Below are 20976 nucleotides of genomic sequence, written 5' to 3' on the forward strand. Positions count from 1 at the left end.
GTATTTTTATTGAAGTGTACAACCCTAAGGAATGATTTGCCTAATAGTTAATTAAATGAAATGATATAACTGTTAAACTAAATCATTCAACTATGAAGAATATTACTTTTCGCAAAATTAAAAGCCGATCGATTTTATTGCTTTTATTTTTTTGTTTTTATTTCTATGATGGCGTCTATGCACAGTGCTTTACTGAAGTCACGGCGTCACCTGAGAGTCCTGTAGCAGTTCAAACGGATGCTACATTTAGTTTACTAGATGAGCAGGGAGGATATGATATGAGCACAATGCCGACAGGTTGGGTAGCTACTGAAGGAACTCCAGGAATGCACACAAACTCTATGTGTGACCCTTCTTATAATGGAGGTGATTTTTATTGGTTTGGAGATGCTGTGAATACATCTGATCCAAGAGCACTTACCACAACATCTTATGATTTTTCTGGAAGTGGAGCAATGGTAACTTTCTATATGAAATTTGCTGAAGGTGTACTAGATTCAGGAGTAGATTGTGAATTCCTTGATTCTGGTCATGGGATTTTCTTACAATACTCTACGGATGGAGGAACATCTTGGAATAATATTATGGAGTACGATCCATCTGATATGGGAGTTACAGGAAATGAGTATTATGACTGGAATAAGTATGTTGTTGCTCTACCTGCTGCTGCTCAAACTGCAAATACAGCTATTAGATGGAAACAGAAAGCAATTGATGGAGTAACAAATGCTTTTTGGGGATTAGATGACATTCGTTTTTACCAAGATGTAGTTTGGACAATTGATGGAACTATAGTTGCTATCGATGTTAATGAAACTCCTTATTCTTTTGCGCATACATTTACAACTGCTGGAACAAAGAATGTTGAGGTGACAGGTATTATGTATGATGAAACGGATTCAGAATGTAACTTTACTAATTCTATGCAATATACAGTTGTAAATCCAACTTTTACAACATATGTTACAAGTGGAGGAGTTACTTCAATTGGAGAAACTGCAATGATGTCATTGGCTGTTGAAAATACTTCTCCTGTTGCAATTGCAGATATAGATGTAGATTTAACTTTTGGAGATGATTTAGCACCTAATTTTAGTGGAATTCCTAATGTGATAATTGGAAATCCAGCTCAAGTGAATGTGCCAGAAATCGCTGCTGGAGCTACTTTTGTATTAAATATTCCAGTTTATCTAAAAGAACCGTCTGATGCGAATACAAATGGAGATTATTATGATGATGATAGTTTTGATGTAGATGTTGTTTCTACACAAACTACTTATGGGATAATCCAGAGTATTACACATGATTTTGCACCGAATTATACAGATATTGAATTTAATGCATCTTTATTTACAGATGGAAATCCGACTTCGGATTATCAAATTACTTTTCAAATTCAGAATAACGGACAACTTAGTGCTACAGAGCTTTATGCTAATTTGTTTGTTCCTTCAGGATTTGAGTTAGATTCATTTAATGCTGAGGCTGGAACTTTTTATAATGGAGTTTGGACAATTGGATCTTTAAATCCAGGAAATGATGTCGAACTTACATTATTTTTAAATAGAAATTCTAGTGGAAATTACCAGTTTGTTGGTGAAGCATTTATGCAAGAATTTGATTGGGATTATGCCAATAATGCTGTCAGTGCTTTGCTTCCTCCAATAGTTGATTTACAAGGAGATATTTCTTTCTTAGAACCTGTTCCTACTGCAACTTATTATGGAGAAGAAATGGATTTAATTGTAAGTATTACAAATCAAGGAAATGCTGATTCAGGAATTATTACAGTTGATGAATTAGTTCCTGATGGATATGATATTTTAGCTTATAATTTCCTTGATGGTACTTATGATTCTTCTACAGATAAATGGGATAATTTCACATTAATTGCAGGAGAGAATCAGATAATTGAACTTAAGTTAAAAATTAAGACAGATACTGGAAGTTTAGATTATTCGCCAAACACATTTGGTGGTGATGATTTAGGAAATAATATCAATTTTGGTAGTATGCCAAATATTTCACCAACTGCGGCGAGTGATTTAGATATGACTTTTACAGTAAGTAATCAAAATCCAGAAGTAGGAGAACATGTTGAAATTACTGTTACTTTAACAAATAATGGTCCTTCTAATTCTTTAGCTTCAAATATAATTGTTGATTTTGGAAAAGGAAATGGTTTAGGATTTACACCTGCAACAACTTCTTTAAGTCCTTGGCCAATTGCAACATTAAACTCTGGAGATTCTGATTCAGAAACATTTACTTTTGAAGTTTTAGGATTACCAAATGGAGCTGCTCCTATAGATTACTATGATTTCTGGGCAGAAATTTTATCTGCACCAAATCCAGATTTAGATTCAGATTTCTTAAACAATCCAGGTTCACCTCCAACAAGTGGAACAGATCCTGCTGCAAATGTAGAAGATGATTACATCTCAACAACACTTGTGCCAGTTCCTGTTGCAAATATGGATATAACAATCACAGATAATAAAGAGTTATATACTGCTGGTGATCCAAATATATATATTGTAACTGTTCAAAACACAGGTTTAAGTGAAGCAGAAAATGTAACGATAACATTTAATGATTTCTTAGAAATTATTAATGGACCATATACAACAGAATTAATTTATACTTCAGTTGGATTACATGCAACAGATCCAGGAACGATTGTACCTTCTTTCCCTGGAACAATTGATGATGGATTTACAATTACAGGATTAACCTTCCCAGCAGGAGAAGTTTTAATTTTAGAAATTGAAATAGATGTTCCATCAAATTATACGTTAGTTGCAGGAGACACACCAAACTTGAATGTAGATGCTTCTGTTACAACAACAACATTTGAGCAAGACACAAATAATAATGTTGCATTTGATACAAATTTACCAAATCCAATTACAGATTTAGAAGTTTGGTTCGATCCTCCAACAGATGAATTTGGAGGAGCTCCTGATTATGTTCAAGGAGAAATCTTAATTTTTGAAATCAATATTCAAAATAATGGACCAAGTGCTGCAACAGGAGTTTCAGTACAAGATTTACTTCCTTCTGGATATACAGTTCTTCCTTATACTGTTGGAGATCCAGAATTTGATCCTGATTATAATTATACTTCAGGAGTTTGGTCAGTTGGTGATTTAGATGATGCTGCTGCTGAAACATTAAATATTAGAGCGATTATTGATGCAACAGGAAATTATATGAATGTTGCAACAATTTTTGGAAATGAAAATGATAACGTTCCACAAAATAATCAAGCTGGACAGACAATAGTTGAAGCAGATATTGATGTTGCAATTACATATCCTGCAACATTTACACCAGGAAGTGCAACACCTTTCCAATATACAGTTGTAGTTACGAATAATGGACCAAATGATGCAGAAGATGTGCAAATTATTGCGCCACTTCCAATCAATATTGATCCAGCAGATATTTCTTGGACTGCAACAGCAGGTGGAAATAATGGAACAGGAATGTTTACAGATTTAATTGATTTACCATCAGGAGATGATGTAACTTATACAATTAGTATTGCTGTTCCTAGTGATATGACTGATAATTTAATTCAGTATTTTGAAGTTTCAACTGCAACAATTGATCCTACTCCAGTATGTAGTGGTGCGGGAGATTGTTCGTTTACAGCAACACCAGTTCTTCAAACAGATCCAATGATTGTTGCTTACACAGCGAATCCAGCTACACCAGGATATGTTGGAACACCAATTGAATTTACAATTACTGTAAGAAATGACGGACCAACGGATGCAGTTGGAGTTGTTGTTGAGGATATTTTAAATAATGCAGCATATGAGTTTGTAGCTTATCAAGCAGATAAAGGTTCATTTAATTATGATCCAGGAGTGAATAAATGGTTTATTGGAGCATTAGCAGAAGGAGAAGAGCAAACTTTAACAGTAGAAGCTTTAATTCTTCCAGGAGCTTTAAACTATGGAAATACGATTCAAATTACATCTTCACCAGATAATGATTTGGATTCTTCAGCATTAAGTAATCAAGCTTCTTTAAGCCCAGTTCCTAATCCAGATCCAATAGCGGATTTAGCTTTATTTGTAGAAGTGGATAATCCAACACCAAATGTAGGAGATAATGTAACATTCACTTTAACTTTAATCAATGAAGGACCAAGTGATGTTGGTGATTTAGATGTAGAAGCAGCATTAAATGGAATGACTTCTACAAGTCCAGATTTCCCACAATGGGATATCAATAGTTTAGTGGCAGGTGGAGTAGTTTCAACAACAATTGTTGCAACAGTTTTACCAGATGCACCAACTTATTCTTTCATTAGTCAGTTAGAAGCGATGACAACACCAATTGATGATCCAGATTCTAGTCCAAATAACCATGCGACTTTACCAGATGAGGATGATAGTGTTGAATTACTTTTAGCTCCAAATCAAATTATTGATTTATCTGTTTCAGCTTTAATTTCAGACACAACACCAGATGTTGGTGATGTTGTAGTTTATACAATTACAGTTGATAATGCTGGACCTAGTGAAGCGACAAATGTAATTTTAAGTGATTTATTACCTTCAGGATATGAGTTTGGTTCTGCAACACCTTCTATAGAATATAATGAAGATGCAGGAGCTTGGACAATTCCTACTATTGCAGCAGGTGATTCAGAAGATTTAATAATCACGATGACTGTTTTAGATTCTGGAGTTTATAACTTAATGGCACAAATTGTTGCCGCAGATCAAGAGGATATAGATTCTACACCAAACAATTTCGATCCTTCTGAGGATGATGAAACAACTACACATGTAGAAGCGGTGAAGAGAATCAATTTATATTTAGAAGCAACAGTTTCTGATGCAACTCCAAATGCTGGAGATGAAATTTTGATTTCTTTCTCTTTAAAGAATGAAGGACCAAGTAATGCGCATGGAGTAGAAGTAGATATTCCACTTCCTTCTGGATTGAATTATAAATATGATAATTCTGCTGGAGCATTCGATGGATTAGATACATGGACTGTTGGAAATCTTCAAAAGAATACAACAGTAAATATGGAAATGCTTGTTGAGGTTTTACCAGATGCAGCTTATGATTTTGTAGCAGTTGCAGGAATTGATGGAACACCTCCTCCACAAGTAATTAATCCACAAGCACCAGATCGAGAAGCTGTGATTGATTTAACTGTAAGTCAAGTAGCTAATTTAGTTGCGCAAATTACAGATAATCAAGATACATATACGGCTGGAGTTCCAAACACTTATGTTGTTCAAGTAGAAAATATTGGACCAAGTTTAGTTGGAGAAATTGATACAGATATTACAATTCCTCCAGGAACTTCTATTGGAAATATCACAATCTTAACAAACTTAGCTGTTCCACTTACACAAATTCAAGCGGAAAATTTAATTAATAATCCAGCAAGTTTACCAGGAGTTACTTTTGATACAGGTGAAATGATAGAAATTCAGTTTGAATTGATTATTCCAAGCGATTTTACTATCAATAATATTACTGCACCAGAATTAGAAGTTACTGTAGAAGCAACAAGTGATTTACCAAATCCAAATCCAGGAGCTGCAATTGCAAGTGATATTGATGGAGCAAATCCAATTTCGGATTTAGTTATTGCTAAACAAATTTTTGACGATGCTCAAGGAGGAACACCGACATTGATAACAGAAGCAGAAGCGGGAGATACTGTGTATTTCTTGATTGAAGTTTCTAATAATGGTCCAAGTGATGCAGATGGAATTTTTGTAAATGAACTTCTTCCTGATGGATATACTTATGTTAATCATAATATTTTCTTTGATCCACCAACAAATTATTCTCCAGAAACTGGAGTATGGAATTTTGGAGCATTAGGAAATGGAGATTTAAAATCATTAGAAATTCAAGCAGTTGTTAAACCAACAGGAAATTTCTCTAATGTAACTGAAATCTTAGGATTGAATCAGACAGATCCAGATTGGGGGAACAATGTTGTAGAAGCAGGTTTAACTGTTACACCAAATGTAGATTTGGCTGTTAGTTTAACTGTAAATAATACAGCTCCATTTGCAGGAGATGAACTTACAATTAATGTAGAAATTGTAAATAATGGATTAAGTACGGCAACAGGAGTTCAAGTTTTAGATATTATTAGACCAGGTTATACATATATTAATGATACACCTTCGGCAGGATCTTGGGATAATGCATTACAAATTTGGGATGTAGGAAATTTACCAAGTGGACAATCAGAAGTGTTGACATTTAATGTATTAGTAAATGGAGATCAAGGAATTCTTGACCAATATGATATTTGTGCAACAATTGATTCAAACGAGCATGATGTAAACGAACAATGTATCCCATTAGTTCCAGTTCAAAATGCAACATTGAAAATTGAAGCAACAGATAATAAAACAAAATATACAGCAGGAACAGGAGCAGCAGGTTCTCCAACTGAAGATGATAATATTTACATTATTACTTTAGAAAATGAAGGACCAAGTCCAGCATTAGATACAGAAATATTAATTGAAATTCCAGCAGGAACGGAAATTACTGATTTAACTGTTGTAAATCCTGATACTTCTGTAGATATGACAGGATTAGGATTGCCTGCAACACCATTGACAGGACCAATTACTTTAGATGCGGCTGCATTTGGAGGAACTTTAGATTTTGATCCAGGTGAAAAATTAGTATTACAAGCGAAATTAGCTATTGAAAGTGATTTCACAATTGTAAATGCTGCTTCACCAAATTTAGAATTTGAAGTAACTGCAACAAGTGCAACATTAAATTTAAAACCTCAACATAGTACTCATGTTGATACAGATCATCCATATCCAGTTTCGGATTTAGAGATTACAAAAGTTTCAAATAATGCAACACCAAATGTTGGAGATAATGTGACATTTACAATTGAAGTTGTAAACTTTGGACCAAGTGATGCAGATGGAGTTTTAGTTGAGGAATTATTACCTGATGGTTATACTTATGTTTCAGATACAGGTGCAGGAACTTATGATCCAGCAACAGGAATTTGGAATTTAGGATATTTAGCAGAAGGAGTTACAGAAGGATTTGATATTGTAGCACAAGTAAATGCTTCAGGAAATTATTCTAATGTAACTGCAATTGTAGCATTAAACCAAACAGATCCTGATTTAACAAATAACATTGTAGAGGATAATACAGCTCCAGTAGCGATTGTTGATTTAGGAATTATCATGCAAGTAAATAATGATGAGCCAAATGTAGGAGAGGAAGTTGTATTTACAATTACAGTTGGAAACGACGGACCAAGTACTGCAACAGGTTTAGAAATTGTAGATTATTTACCAAATGGATATACGTTTGTTAGTGCAAATCCTTCAATGGGAGTATTTATTCCAGATGATAATGATGGAGATAATACAGATCAAGATAATTATTGGTTAGTAGATGCACTTCCAAAAGATGCAACAATGGTATTAACACTTACAGCAATTGTAAATGATGGAAATGCAGCAGGAACTGTAATTAGTTATGAAAATTGTGCTGAGATTGTAAATGTAAATGAAACTGATTCAGATTCTACTCCAGGAAATGGAGATCCATTAGAAGATGATTATATCTGTGAAGACACATTACCAACACAAGTTTCGGATATTAAAGTTCATATGGAAGACGGAATCGTAGTTTATACTGCTGGAACGGAAATCGAATATGAAATTAGAGTTAAGAATGATGGACCAAGTACAGCTACAGAAGTGCAAATTGCAAATGATGCACCAGCTGAATCTAGTATTTCATTCTGGGAAGTTACTTCTGTAACAGGAACACCAACAATTCCAACAACAGTTGGTTCAGGAAATATTAATGAAAGTATTTTCGACTTAAAACCAGGAGAGGAAGTTGTTTATACAGTTCTTCTATTTATTGAAAGTGACTTTACAACTGTAAGAATTGCAAATGGAGATTCACCATTATTAAAGAATTTCACAACAATTACTTTAATTGATGCTCCAGGAGCTCCAGTTGAGGTTGATTTAGATGAAACAAATAATACAGCGGAAGAAGAAGCGTATCCAAATCCAATTTCAAACTTAGAAATTGTAAAACAAGTATTTGATGATCCACAAGCTGGAACACCAAACTTAATTACAGAAGCTGAAGTTGGATCAAATGTATTCTTCTTAATTGAAGTTGCGAATCCAACACCACTTGATCTTACACAATTCCCAGATGTTTTAGAAGGTGGACCAAGTGATGCAACAGGAGTTTTAGTTAATGAATTATTACCAACAGGATTTACATATGTAGGTCATATAACAGATGGAGTAAATTATGATCCAGCAACTGGATTATTTAATGTAGGAGGTCTTGCTGTTGGTGAAGTTAAATTCTTAGAAATTGAAGCAACTGTTAATCCAGAAGGAAATTATTCTAACATCACTGAGATTACACAATTAGATCAAGTAGATCCACTTTGGGAAAACAATACTACAGAAGTTAGTATTAACGCAATTCCAGTGGTGAACTTAAATGTTACTAAAACTGTAAATAATTTAACACCATTTGTTGGAGATAATGTTGTGTTTACTATTACAGCTTTCAATGCTGGACCAAGTGATGCGACACAAGTTCAATTAGAAGATTTATTACCAACAGGATTTACAATTGTAAGTACTGCACCTTCTGTTGGACAATTTGATCCATTGACAAATGTTTGGTTGTTTGATTTACTTCCTGCTAATAATACAGCAGTAATGACAATTACAGCGAAAGTAGAAAAAACAACTGGAACAATTGATGAATATCAAAACTGTGTGACAATTACTTCAGATGAAGATACAAACTCACCAATTTTAGAAGATTGTATCACTTTAGTGCCAATCCAAGTTGCAGATTTATCAATTTTCAAAGAAGTTGATAATGAAATTCCAGATGTTGGAACTGATGTAACATTTACAATCAAATTAGTAAATAGTGGACCAAGTGATGCTACAGATGTTTTAGTTTCTGATTTATTACCAATTGGATTCGATTATGTATCACACACAGTTACAAATGGAACATATGATAATGGAACAGGTGATTGGTCAATTACGACAATTCCTTATGTAGAAGCAAATGGACCAACAATTGAAACATTAACAATTGTTGCGACAGTTACTCCAGATAAAACACAGGCAGAATATACAAACTGTACGGAAGTAATTGCTTCAAATGAATTTGATCCAGATTCTGATCCAAACAATGGAAACCAAGATCCATTAGAAGATGATTATGCATGTGTGGAAGTTTATCCAACACAAGTTGTAGATGTAAGTATCCAAAAAGTTGTTGACAATTTAACTCCATATGTTGGAATGAATGTATTCTTTACATTAACTGTAACGAATGATGGTCCAAGTATGGCAACAGGTTTAGTTGTAACAGATTTATTAGAAACAGGATTTGACTTCGTAGCTTCAAATCCAAGTGCTGGAACTTACAATGAATATACTGGTTCTTGGGATATTGGAATTTTAGCTGCAGGAGATTCTGTAACACTTCAAATTGAAGCAACAGTAAAACCTGAAGGAAGCTATATTAACTGTTCTGCTATTACAGGATTAAATGAAAAAGATATTGATTCTACAATTAATAATAACAGTGATTTTGAAGATGATGAAGCTTGTGTGGTTGACATTGTGCCAATTCCACTTGTTGATTTATTCGTATTAAAATCAGTAAACAATGAAACTCCTTATGTTGGAGATAATGTAGTGTTCAATATTGTAGTAGCAAATGAAGGACCAAGTGAAGCAACAGCAGTAATTATTACAGATTTATTACCAACAGGATATGAGTTTGTAAGTTATGATGCTTCGGTAGGAGTTTATGATGAAGTGAGTGGTGAGTGGATTGTTGGAATTATTCCTGCGGATGCGAGCGAAGGACTTTCAATCACAGCAAAAGTACTTCCAATTAATGATGTAATTGATGAGTATGTAAACTGTGCAGCAGTAACAAATGTATTTGAAGAAGATACAGATCCTGCAAATGACGAGTCTTGTGTAGAAACTTATCCTATCAGAACAGCTGATATCTCATTAAATAAAACAGTTGACAACTTTAATCCAGACGCAAATACAGAAATCACTTTCACAGTGGAAGTTAAAAATGATGGACCAAGTGATGCTAATAACTTACAAATCTATGATTATATCGAATCAGGATTCATGTTTGTAGAAGCTTCAACAACTAATGGTACATATAACGAAAGCACTGGAATTTGGAATATTAATTTCATCGAAAGTGGAGCAACAGCATTATTATTTGTAAAAGTAATTGTACAGCCAACAGGTAATTACGAAAATATTGCTGAGGTAGTATTTGTGGATGAATTTGATTTTGATTCAACACCAAATAACGGAGATATCTTCGAAGATGACTATGCGAAAATAGTTATCGAACCAATCATAAAATTAGAAATTCCTAATGGTTTCTCACCAAACGGTGATGGTATAAACGATGTATTTGAGATCAAATACCTTCAAGTATTATATCCAAACTTTAGTTATGAAATCTATAACAGAAATGGAAATAAAATCTATGAGTATGCGCATAATGGTAATCCAAATCAAACACCAAAATGGTGGGATGGGTACTATGATGGAGATTTCTCATTGAGCTCAAGCGAGACGGCACCAGCTGCGACGTATTTCTATGTGATTAATTTCAATAATAATAATAGAAAACCACAAACAGGTTGGGTGTATTTAAATAAATAAAAAGAATTCTGAAAAGAGAGTAGCTATACTCTTTGGTTACTCTCTTTCATTTCATAACCATATAAATTGATTTTATGAAAAAAATTAAAAAATTACTGTTAGGAATTATCGTCTTTCTGCCGTTGACAATATTTGCGCAGCAAGATCCTCAATATACACAATATTACTATAATATGAATGTTGTGAATCCTGCCTATGCTGGTTCCTCAGGAGATTTTAGTGTAGGGATTTTAGGAAGAACTCAATGGGTTGGCATGGAAGGTGCACCAAGAACAGCAACAGTTGTCGTACAATCGCCAGTTGGAGATAGAGTAGGTTTAGGTTTTTCTGGAGTTTATGATCAAATAGGTCCAGTAAAAGAAACAAACCTTTATGGAGATTTCTCTTATACTTTATTTCTTTCAGATGAAGTGAAATTAGCTTTAGGATTAAAAGCTGGAGTGACTTTCCAAGATATTGGATTGTTATCACTTACGACACTGGATGAAAATGATCCATTATTTGATGAAAATGTCAGTAAAGCTTATCCGAATTTAGGAGTTGGTACTTTTATACATACAGAAAGTTGGTATGTAGGTTTTTCGATTCCAAATTTGTTAGAAAATAAACACTTTGAAAAATCAGATGGAATTATTTCAAATGCATCTGAACAATCAAACTATTTCTTAACTGGAGGATATGTATTTGATATTACAGAAGATTTAAAATTCAAACCATCGACTTTAGTAAGAGGTTCAGCAGGAAGTCCATTGACTTGGAATTTAGCTGCTAACGTGCTTTTACAAGACAAAGTAGAGTTTGGTATGGCTTATCGTTGGAATGATGCAATAACGGCTTTAGCTGGGTTTAATTTATCTCCTGGGTTTAAAGTAGCTTATGCATATGACTATACACTAAATAATCTTGGACGTTACAATTCAGGATCTCATGAAATTGTGTTGTTATTCAACTTTAGTAGAACAAATATTTATAGTCCAAGATTTTTCTAAATATTAAAATTAATTGTTTTATGAAGAAAATTATATTCATTATTACATTGTTTTTTGCGTATAGTATGTGTGCTCAGGAAACAGGTAAATACAAAGTCAAACTTTTAGATATGAATTCTAAAAACTCTGACTTTGGAGTTACCTTTCTAGATGGAAATACGGTTGTATTTACTTCGGCCAGAAAGGTAAGAAGTGTTCAAGATAGGAAATGGAGTAAAAATGGCCAGCCTTATCTTAAACTTTTTAAAGGTGAATGGATGCCGAATGCTCGTGAAATAGCAAGTATTAAAGAACTTCCTAAGAAGATAAATACGAAATTTCATGTTGCCTCTGCAACTGTTACACCAGATAGATCAATGCTTTATTATACAAGTAACAATTACTTAGATGAGAAGTTTAAAAAATCTAAAAACCATAAGAATAAACTTCAAATTTATAAAGTAAAGATTAAAGAAAATGGTGATTTTGGAGATCCTGAATCTTTAGATATTAATAATCCAAATTTTTCTGTAGGACATCCTATGGTAACTCCTGATGGAAAAAAATTATTATTTATTTCTGATATGCCAGGTTCGCATGGAGGAACTGATATTTACATCGCTGAAATTTTAGAAGATGGTGAATTAGGAGAGCCTATTAATTTAGGAACAAATGTAAATTCGCCATACAATGAAATGTTTCCTTTTATGGGAGAAGACAATGTACTTTATTTCTCTTCTAATCGAAAAGAAAGTCTAGGAGGTTTAGACGTGTTTGGAGTTCGAGTGTATCCAAATGGAGATTGTAGTAAACCAAAAAGATTAAGTACTCCTATTAATTCAATAGCAGACGACTTTGCCTTTTTTATTGATGCTAATGAAGATATGGGATTTGTTTCTTCGAATCGTAAAGGAGGAGTTGGAAGCGATGATATTTATTATTTTGAAGAAGAAAGCCCAATTGTATTCGTTTGTACACAGCAAGTTAGAGGAATTGTAAAACAAGCAAATGGGCCAATTCTTCCTGGAGCTTTAGTAAAATTACATCATAAAAAACATAAACATCACGAACCTAAACATAAGCGAAATAAAGATATGAGCGTTTATACTGGTTCTAATGGTGGGTTTATAATTGATGTAGAGTGTGATGCAATTTATGATATTCATACAACTGCGGATCTTCATTCTCCAAGCCATGATCAATTAAGTACAACATTTGAAGAAGATAAAATTCATATTGTTGAAGTTATTTTACAACCAAATGAGTTTATGATGAAAGATGGTGTGAAGTATATTAATACAAACAAAATCTACTTTGATTTTAATAAGTATAATATCCGACCAGATGCAGCAAAAGAACTTGATAGAGTAGTGGAAATTATGAAAAAATATCCAACGATTCGTGTGGATGTTCGTTCTTATACAGATACTCGAGGTTCAGATGCTTATAATCAAAAATTATCAGACGAAAGAATGATGTCTACAGTGAAATATTTAGTTGCTCATGGAATTGCAATGGATAGATTAACTGGAAAAGGATACGGAGACAAATTCCCAGTTGATGGTTGTGTAAAAGGTGCTAAATGTACAGAGGAGCAACAAGAAATGAACAGAAGAACTGAGTTTGTTGTTGTAGGGGAATGATAAATAGTTTACTTGTATTATCTAATGAAAAACCTGAGATGTAATCTCAGGTTTTTTTGTTTATTGTATAAAATTACTGAATGAAAAAACCAGTAATCTGTCAATTACTGGTCATTGAGATAGGGTAGAATACAAACTTCTTGTCTTAAAATTGGGATTTTTAGACATTTTTTATTACTTAAATACTTTTTGTTCATTCATGAAATTCTCTCTTTGCTATATCTGAATTTCAAATTTATTTTGCAATAAATTTCAATTTGTTTGCAACCCATCTTTTCAAGCTTATAAGCTGTCTATTTTAGTGTTGTATAATCATTGAATTTAGAAGTTACATAACTCCATGCTTTTTTATCTGTGCAACTGCTGTTAGTCTAAATTTTAGATGAATTTTCCATATCTTTACACTAACAATGATTATATATATACAAATATATCATATTAAATGATATATAAAAATTTTTATGATAAAAAATATCATTAAAAAATGATGAAAGGAAGGAAAGGAATAATTTTAGATCAAATAATTGAACATTTTAATTTTAAAAATAAAACTGCTTTTGCAAAATTTCTAGGAAAAAAGCCAAATGCAATCATAAACTGGTTTTACAGAGATACTTATGATGCTGAACTTTTAGCAGAAAAATTTCCAGAATTAAATCCAGCTTGGATTTTAACTGCTGGAGAAGTAGGGGAAATGCTTCGCGTAGATGAAAAAAGAAAAAATAAAGAAATCAAAAAATTGCAAAATGAAATAGAAGAAATCAACATTATTAAAGATTATATCAAAAAAAGTGGTAAAAAACGCGGTGAAATTGCTGAAGAAATTGGAGTTTCAGAAAAGACACTTTATAATTATGAAGAAGATATTTCAAAAATTAAACATGGTGAAATAAAGAAACTTGCCACTGTTTTCGAAGTCACCCCATTAGAGTTTTTTACAGAATATAGAACTAAAAAAGAAGTAGATTTAAAAGAAATCAGAAAGGAATTAAAACAGAATAATAAAACCACAAATGATTTGATGAAAAAGTTAAATAAATCACTTGCTGTGATGGAAAAATTTCAGAAAATTATTACAAAGTTTCATGAGAATTCTGCTTCGCTAAAGGATGAAGATGTAAAGGAACATTTGGATGCAATTTCTACAGTGATGAGCTTGGTTTCATTAGATATTGACTCCTTAAATGATTTACAAAAAGAGCAATTAAGCTTGTATAGAAAAGTCAGAAAAATCTAATAATTATTAATGCTTTCTCCTATAAACTCAATAGTGTTGATAAATTTCTCGAATAAATCTACTGTTTTATCTTTCCAATTTTCTCCTAATCTCTTATTTTTCTCTTTCTTCATTTTTGCACTGATTTTTTCTTTTTTATTCTTGAAAAATCATGTAAAAATGCATTGTCACCAAAAAAACAGCAACAATGCAAATTGTAAATTATTTTTTAAATATCATCATCATCTATTTCATCTTTTCTAATATCATGAAATACTCTTCCATCTTTTAAAATACGAATGTGTTTTTCTTGATGTTCTTCACAGCCTTTCCAGTTTCCATCTGGTTTTTCCCATCTTCCCCAATCATGGAAAAGTCTTCCATCTTGTAAGAAAATGTTGTGTTCTTCTTGGTGTTCTTCGCAAAAGAAATAGGTGTGTTCTCTTTCTTTTTCAAAACTTTGTAAAGTGAATACAATGCATAAAAATGCAAGAAATTTTAATGTGTTTTTCATAGGTTTTAATTTTTAAATATCTTCTGGATCTATTTCGTCTTTTCCAATATCATGAAATACTCTTCCATCTTTTAAAATACGAATGTGCTTTTCTTGATGTTCTTCACAGCCTTTCCAGTTCCCATCAGGTTTTTCCCATCTTCCCCAATCATGAAAAAGTCTTCCATCTTGCAGGAAAATGTTATGCTCTTCTTGATGTTCTTCGCAAAAGAAATAAATGTGTTTTCTTTCTTTTTCAAAACTTTGTAAAGTAAATACAATGCATAAAAATGCAAGGAATTTTAATGTGTTTTTCATAGGTTTTAATTTTATATTGGTTTGTGTTTATTGCAATTTTTTAGAAATGAGTGTTTTATTGATATAAAATTTTTACATCAAAATTGTGTGTGTTTCATCATAGAAGTACAAAAAGTTTTAAAAAACTAAATGTAAATCTATATGAAATCAATTAAAATTTGAGAATAATAAAGTCTAGTAATTATTGATGTTTTCTCCAATAACTTCTATTTTATTAATAATCTTCTCCATCATCGACATCGTCTCCTTTCTCAAATTTTTTTCAGTAACTTTTTTTTGTTCTTTACTCATTCTACTCTTCTCTTTCTTGAATAGAATTAGCGATTTTACAATTTCTTCACTCATCTGTAAGTTTTTGTTTTTTTATGAAAGTTTTGCCTCTAAAAAATAATATTGTGAAAAAGATTGCAGCGATTATTATTGCAGCAAACTTAAATTCAAACTCAAAAAAATGAGTTTTTTTAATGTTAAAAACATAACCAGCGGTTTGATATGCTTGCAAACCAAGAGGAACTAAGATAGCAAACCTAAATTCTCTTTCCTTAGCAAGAATGAAAACTAAATACCATCCAATTAAGCTGAAAATGTTTGAATTAGCTGCATAAAGAAAAATTCTAGTATTTCTAAAACCCATAAATCTTTCTGTGCTATCAGCTGGAAATATGTCATGAATAAAAGGCAATGTGGCCAAGAATATTAGCAACATTGCTTTTATATAGTTATTAAGGCTTATTTTTTTAAAAATCTTCTGGGTCCAATTCATCTTTCCCAATATCATGGAAGACTCTTCCGTCTTGTAAGATGCGGACATGTTTTTCTTTATGTTCGTCGCATTCAAACCAAACTCCATTCGGCTGTTCCCATCTTCCCCAATTGTGAAATAATCTTCCGTCTCTAAGGTAGACGTTATGTTCTTCTTGATGCTCATCACAGAAGAAGTACACGTGTTCTCTCTTACGTTCTGCATTTTGGTTGATTTCATGTTGCTCTTTTTCTATTTGTTGGATTTCTTCCTCTTTGTCACATGATTGAATTGTAAAAACAAAACATAGTAATACGAAAATTTGTAAAAAACTTCTCATAGTATAAATTTTAAAATTGTTATATCTCAAATTTAACATTATGATTGTGTTTTTTTTACAATTTTAGTTACAAATTATTGTTTTTTAATTATTTGAAATATTTTGCAACACTAATGTAATATATTTTCTAAATATAAATTACAGTTTTTTTGAAATTTTTTTCTATAAGATTTTTATTGTGAATGGGTTAGAAGAAGTATTTTTTTTATTTACGGTTTCCCGTAAGGAAATGTGAAACAGAAATTTGAATTTTGGAGTAATTAATAAAATGAAACTTAAAATGATTTATTAATGAAATTATAAAGATTTAATTTCTTCTTTTTGAAAAATTAGATGTTTTAATAGGTTCAATTTTAAGTTTTTTAAAAATATTTTGGATTTCGAAAATTTAAAAAATAAAATATATGGATGAAATTAACGTAGAAAATGTCCCACATTTCTTAGCTGTATTTATGAAAGAAAATAAATTAGAGATTAAAGAAGTTGCTAAAGAAATTAATTGTTCAATAGCTACTTTAAAAAGAATTATTGCTAAAAAAACATTTGCCACTTCAAATATGATCAAACAAGTTGGTATAATGATTTCTATAGGATTTGAAGAATATAAAAAATTAACAAAAGCTGATAAAGAAAAGATTTCTGAAAAAATTGGAGCTTTAGGTGGTGGTGTTTTAGGATTTGGAACAATAACTTCTGCTATTGGAGCTTCTGGAGCAGTTGTAGGATTGTCAGCAGCAGGAATAACATCAGGATTAGCAGCAATTGGAGCGACTGTTGGTGGTGGAATGCTTGCTGGAATTTTGGCTATTTCAATTGTACCAGTAGCAGTTGGTGGTTTAGGTTATGCACTAACTAAAGGAGTTAAATCAATAATTTCTAATAATAGATTGAAAAGTGAAGAAATAGATCCTTATTGGGAATTTTTAAAATCACATAATTAAACTTTAAAAATTATCAATTTGTCAGATTTAGAAAACTTTTAGATATAAAAAAGAAAAACCTCTTAGGAAACTAAGAGGTTATAGACAATTTCAGCCTGTGGACCCAGAAGGGCTCGAACCTTCGACCCCCTGATTATGAGTCAGGTTTATTTTTTTGTTTAAACTACTGTAAATAATAGGTTTTTTTGTTTTATTTTAAATTAATAAGGATATTTTTCGGACAGACTCCTATAGAATCTAAAATAAAATTATTTTACAATCAATAGACATACTAACATTAAAACTTTAGAAAAATATTTAAGTTTATCTACCAGAAGATTATTTAGATGACTTTACTATTGATTTTTAAAATTGAAACTCAAAAAAATATTTTAATTAATAATAGTTAGTATAATTTTTGCTATAGAAATATATTGAATTATAAATAAGATTATAACTGAAAAATAACTTATTTTGCGATGAATTAAATATGGATATAGACTAATCTGAAATAAAATATCTGTTTTGTTCTTTTCATTTTCTATATATTTATAATTAAAAAAAGCATCTTTAAATTTAATAATATCGCTTGCTGTTTTAAGTTCAACTTCACGTTGTATCAGAATATTTTCCTGAAGATCAAAAAGAAACCTTCGATGGAAATATGCTAAAGAAATTTTTTTAATTGCTCTTTGATGCCATATAAGAAATATTAACATTAAAATAAAACAAATTACAATAGTAATTAAATTTAAATTTGATATTACTTTTTCAGTATTATTTTTAAATATTAGAGAAAAGATAAGAATAAAACTTCCTGAAGATAATCCTATTAATAGATTTAAAAAAGAAGCCTCTTTTTCATAAATTTTATTTTCTTCTAATAGATGTTCAGATAGTCTTTTAGAAATATCAGAAATAATTTCTTTTTGATTCATAACAATTTATTTGAAGTCCAAAATTATAATATTATTTTATAACTGATAAAAAAGAGCTAATATCTTTTAGCTCTTTTTTGTATTTATTTAAGATGTTACAATGAAATACTAAGAAATATTGATTTGATTGTATTCTAGAACTTTTACTTGATCTATCCAAAGATCTATTTGTTCTTTACATTCGGGAATAAAATCATTTATTTCAATTTTGTCTTTTAATTCTTCATAAATATAATCTTTCACATCACCCAAATTATCATATCCATCCAAATCATTAAGTAATGGTAAAGATTGATTAATAGGATAATTAATTAATAAAATTTCATCCTTTTTTATTAACTGGTATTTTTCTAACTCTTTCTCAGCTAAAGATAACCAAGTTAGTTCTTTTAAGATATCATTTTCTGCTCTCCAAAATTCCGAGATTAGACTTTGTATTCCTTTTTCTAAATTAGCATCATTAACTGCTTTATCAAAATTTGCCATTTTTGTATCTGAAAGATTTCTAATGTGCATTACAGAATTACGCATATTTTCTAATGGTTTCAATTTCTGTTTAATTGAAAATAAAAATTCTGTATGTCTTTCCTCTGAAATATATCTTTGTTGAAGTCGCTTTTTAAACTCTTGAAAATCGGATAAACTTATATCTTGTAATATTTCTGAAATTTGGTCTGTTTTTAATCTCTTAGGTTCTCCAAAACTTGCGTAATGATTGAAAAGTATATAGTACAAACCATTTTCATAATTGTCGGAAACATTGTTATTGTCATAAGATTCTGCTAACTGTACACCAAATTCTTTAAAAGTTCCTTTCTCAATAGCCTTTTCATCATAAGTTAAAATATAGGTTAACACATTTCTTAATTCCATTTCAATAATGAATAATTTATTGAAATATTGATTTGCAATTTCTTGTAAAAAAGCATCTTGTAGTTTAACTAAACTAATTACTTCTTCTAAACTATTTATTGTATCTAAGTAGGATTTTATGGTATCTTTTGGTTGAAAATCCCTGTTATGTGATAGTTCTGGAAAATCAATTGTAAAAATGCTAATAAAATTATTACTAGGTAATTTGTACACATTTTCAATTTCAAAATAATCTTCTACATCTTCTTCACTTAAATTGTATTCTTCTCCAATTAAATCATATAAATAAAAAGCCAAATTCTCTTTACTTAAGTTTTTAGTATGGTTTATTTGTATTTTAACTATACTCATTATCCTAAGATTATTTGTTCTACTTTAGTTTTTGCTTCTATCATTATTTGTTCTGCATCCAACTCTAATTGTTTTGCTTGATTTCTTATATCTGTTATATGATTTGCTATTTCAGTTTGTTTTTCTATTGGTGGAATTGGAATAGGAATATTAAATAAATTTTCATTATTTAAATATAAAATTGTCGCAACAGAGCAAAAACCTCTAACAATTGAAATATTGTACTTTGTGTTGAAATAATAATTAATGAATTCAATATTTATCTTTTCTTTTTTTATGGTTATTGAAGAAACATTTTGATTGATTGAAATATCCACATCTTGTTTGTTTATTGCAGAAATTCCAACAGTACCTGCAATACAAATTATTATATCATTGTAAGTTGAAAATGTTAAATGTTCGCGTAAACTTTCTTTTACATATTTAACATTTTTCAAAGTGATTTCACCGTTTTGTAAATCACTATTTCTTAAAAACACTATACCCTTATTTTCATAAGGTTTAAGTTTAGAACTTGGAGTAGTACCTGTTCTTATATTTTTTGTGATTTTCTTTAATTTTTTAACTGGATACTTTCCAGCTTTTAAGGCCTCAGTTAAATATGAATTATTGACACTAATTGCGTCAAATCTAACTCCACTAACTTCACTTAATTTGGTAGTGAAAATTCTATTTTCAAGAGAATTGTCTTTTTCTGGTAGTGTAATTCCTAATTCGTCTAATAGATAAGTATCAATACTTGCTAATAAGTCTTTGGCTTCTTTTTGTTTTTTATTTTTTTTGTCAACTGATTCTTTAGTAATTGTTAAAATACGCTCATCATAAAAAATTGGAATTGATAACAAAGCTGGATAATCAAGTGCTGGACGAGTTCCACCTGTTGCTCTTCGGCTTGCCAGTTTTTCTCCAATATCAGAATTTAGATAAGAAGCTAAAATTGTACTAACTTCTTTACTGCCAGTTTTAATAATTACCATATGTTGATTTGTATTTCCTATAAAACCATCAGGTGCTACAGAAGCAACAGCCATTCGACCAACACCTGTTATCTTAATTAACAAGTCCCCACCATTAACTTGGCTTCGCTTTAAATATCCTTCGTGTGTTTCTTTATTTATATACTTACAATCTTCATAGTCTAAAATCCCTGTAGGAGATAGGTTTTGAACTCGTAGAAAAGGTATTCCATTTTCTTTGTCAGAGTAATATTTTTCTTTTTCTGTTGTTTTGGGTGTTGCACCACTTGAAACATTCTTAACGAAATGTCTTAGTGGTTTTATATCTTTTGTTCTAACCTTTTTTTCAAGCTCTTTAATTTCTGGTATATAATAAAAAGGGTCTAGTCTTTTTTCAATTTCAGAAGTTTTAAGAATAAAAACTTTATTAGGATTGACTTTATCACTTAATTTAAATTCTGCCATAA

Annotated in this window: 13 protein-coding genes and 1 tRNA gene; 5 read left to right on the forward strand and 9 right to left on the reverse strand. The window is 30.9% G+C overall.

Going from position 1 to position 20976, the window contains the following annotated elements:
* Positions 1-92 precede the first annotated feature (92 nt).
* The 4 genes from I1A51_RS16095 (at position 93) to I1A51_RS16110 (ending at position 14599) form a co-directional block, all read left to right on the forward strand.
* The gene (locus I1A51_RS16095) at positions 93-10751 is read left to right on the forward strand and encodes a T9SS type B sorting domain-containing protein (RefSeq protein WP_196895799.1); all 10659 of its coding nucleotides are present in this window, start codon (positions 93-95) and stop codon (positions 10749-10751) included.
* Positions 10752-10825: 74 nt separating this feature from the next.
* Positions 10826-11740: a PorP/SprF family type IX secretion system membrane protein gene (locus tag I1A51_RS16100; RefSeq protein WP_196895802.1), complete on the forward strand. Its 915-nt coding sequence runs from the start codon at positions 10826-10828 to the stop codon at positions 11738-11740.
* A gap of 20 nt (positions 11741-11760) precedes the next feature.
* Positions 11761-13362: an OmpA family protein gene (locus I1A51_RS16105; RefSeq protein WP_196895804.1), complete on the forward strand. Its 1602-nt coding sequence runs from the start codon at positions 11761-11763 to the stop codon at positions 13360-13362.
* A 487-nt stretch (positions 13363-13849) separates the two neighbouring features.
* Positions 13850-14599, forward strand: a complete 750-nt coding sequence (locus I1A51_RS16110; protein WP_196895806.1) for a helix-turn-helix domain-containing protein — start codon at positions 13850-13852, stop codon at positions 14597-14599.
* Between the two features lie 208 nt (positions 14600-14807).
* On the opposite strand, the gene I1A51_RS16115 is transcribed toward I1A51_RS16110, so the two are convergent.
* From I1A51_RS16115 to I1A51_RS16135, 5 genes are all read right to left on the reverse strand, one after another.
* On the reverse strand, positions 14808-15092 hold the full coding sequence (locus tag I1A51_RS16115) for a hypothetical protein (RefSeq protein WP_196895808.1): 285 nt from the start codon (positions 15090-15092) through the stop codon (positions 14808-14810).
* Positions 15093-15104: 12 nt separating this feature from the next.
* Positions 15105-15389, reverse strand: a complete 285-nt coding sequence (locus tag I1A51_RS16120; protein ID WP_196895810.1) for a hypothetical protein — start codon at positions 15387-15389, stop codon at positions 15105-15107.
* Positions 15390-15563: 174 nt separating this feature from the next.
* A complete protein-coding gene (locus tag I1A51_RS16125) occupies positions 15564-15734 on the reverse strand; it encodes a hypothetical protein (protein WP_196895812.1) in 171 nt (56 codons plus the stop codon).
* Positions 15727-16152 carry a hypothetical protein gene (locus I1A51_RS16130; RefSeq protein ID WP_196895814.1) on the reverse strand — a complete coding sequence of 142 codons (426 nt, stop codon included), beginning with the start codon at positions 16150-16152 and terminating at the stop codon, positions 15727-15729. Before I1A51_RS16130 ends, I1A51_RS16125 begins: the two co-directional genes overlap by 8 nt.
* Entirely contained in the window at positions 16127-16471 is a 345-nt protein-coding gene (locus I1A51_RS16135; protein WP_196895816.1) for a hypothetical protein, read from the reverse strand. Before I1A51_RS16135 ends, I1A51_RS16130 begins: the two co-directional genes overlap by 26 nt.
* A 404-nt stretch (positions 16472-16875) precedes the next feature.
* Here I1A51_RS16135 and I1A51_RS16140 point away from each other — a divergent pair, with 404 nt between their 5' ends.
* Complete coding sequence (locus I1A51_RS16140) at positions 16876-17412, forward strand: hypothetical protein (protein WP_196895818.1); 537 nt, start codon at positions 16876-16878, stop codon at positions 17410-17412.
* 98 nt (positions 17413-17510) lie between these two features.
* On the opposite strand, the gene I1A51_RS16145 is transcribed toward I1A51_RS16140, so the two are convergent.
* The 4 genes from I1A51_RS16145 to I1A51_RS16160 all read right to left on the reverse strand — a co-directional run bounded on the left by I1A51_RS16145 (position 17511) and on the right by I1A51_RS16160 (position 20974).
* Positions 17511-17579: transfer RNA gene (locus I1A51_RS16145), tRNA-Met, on the reverse strand.
* 204 nt (positions 17580-17783) lie between these two features.
* Entirely contained in the window at positions 17784-18329 is a 546-nt protein-coding gene (locus I1A51_RS16150; protein WP_196895820.1) for a hypothetical protein, read from the reverse strand.
* Between the two features lie 108 nt (positions 18330-18437).
* Positions 18438-19553: a hypothetical protein gene (locus tag I1A51_RS16155; protein WP_196895821.1), complete on the reverse strand. Its 1116-nt coding sequence runs from the start codon at positions 19551-19553 to the stop codon at positions 18438-18440.
* Positions 19553-20974 carry a restriction endonuclease subunit S gene (locus I1A51_RS16160; RefSeq protein WP_196895823.1) on the reverse strand — a complete coding sequence of 474 codons (1422 nt, stop codon included), beginning with the start codon at positions 20972-20974 and terminating at the stop codon, positions 19553-19555. The genes I1A51_RS16155 and I1A51_RS16160 overlap by 1 nt, the downstream gene beginning before the upstream one ends.
* Positions 20975-20976 lie beyond the last annotated feature (2 nt).

This window comes from Aureivirga marina, assembly GCF_015767265.1.
GTDB classification, from domain to species: Bacteria; Bacteroidota; Bacteroidia; order Flavobacteriales; family Flavobacteriaceae; genus Aureivirga; species Aureivirga marina.

Bases quoted from the DNA above. Each gene is read 5' to 3' on its own strand.
- I1A51_RS16095 (WP_196895799.1), top strand. From the start codon at position 93: ATGAAGAATATTACTTTTCGCAAAATTAAAAGCCGATCGATTTTATTG.
- I1A51_RS16100 (WP_196895802.1), top strand. From the start codon at position 10,826: ATGAAAAAAATTAAAAAATTACTGTTAGGAATTATCGTCTTTCTGCCG.
- I1A51_RS16105 (WP_196895804.1), top strand. From the start codon at position 11,761: ATGAAGAAAATTATATTCATTATTACATTGTTTTTTGCGTATAGTATG.
- I1A51_RS16110 (WP_196895806.1), top strand. From the start codon at position 13,850: ATGAAAGGAAGGAAAGGAATAATTTTAGATCAAATAATTGAACATTTT.
- I1A51_RS16115 (WP_196895808.1), bottom strand. From the start codon at position 15,092: ATGAAAAACACATTAAAATTTCTTGCATTTTTATGCATTGTATTCACT.
- I1A51_RS16120 (WP_196895810.1), bottom strand. From the start codon at position 15,389: ATGAAAAACACATTAAAATTCCTTGCATTTTTATGCATTGTATTTACT.
- I1A51_RS16125 (WP_196895812.1), bottom strand. From the start codon at position 15,734: ATGAGTGAAGAAATTGTAAAATCGCTAATTCTATTCAAGAAAGAGAAG.
- I1A51_RS16130 (WP_196895814.1), bottom strand. From the start codon at position 16,152: ATGAATTGGACCCAGAAGATTTTTAAAAAAATAAGCCTTAATAACTAT.
- I1A51_RS16135 (WP_196895816.1), bottom strand. From the start codon at position 16,471: ATGAGAAGTTTTTTACAAATTTTCGTATTACTATGTTTTGTTTTTACA.
- I1A51_RS16140 (WP_196895818.1), top strand. From the start codon at position 16,876: ATGGATGAAATTAACGTAGAAAATGTCCCACATTTCTTAGCTGTATTT.
- I1A51_RS16150 (WP_196895820.1), bottom strand. From the start codon at position 18,329: ATGAATCAAAAAGAAATTATTTCTGATATTTCTAAAAGACTATCTGAA.
- I1A51_RS16155 (WP_196895821.1), bottom strand. From the start codon at position 19,553: ATGAGTATAGTTAAAATACAAATAAACCATACTAAAAACTTAAGTAAA.
- I1A51_RS16160 (WP_196895823.1), bottom strand. From the start codon at position 20,974: ATGGCAGAATTTAAATTAAGTGATAAAGTCAATCCTAATAAAGTTTTT.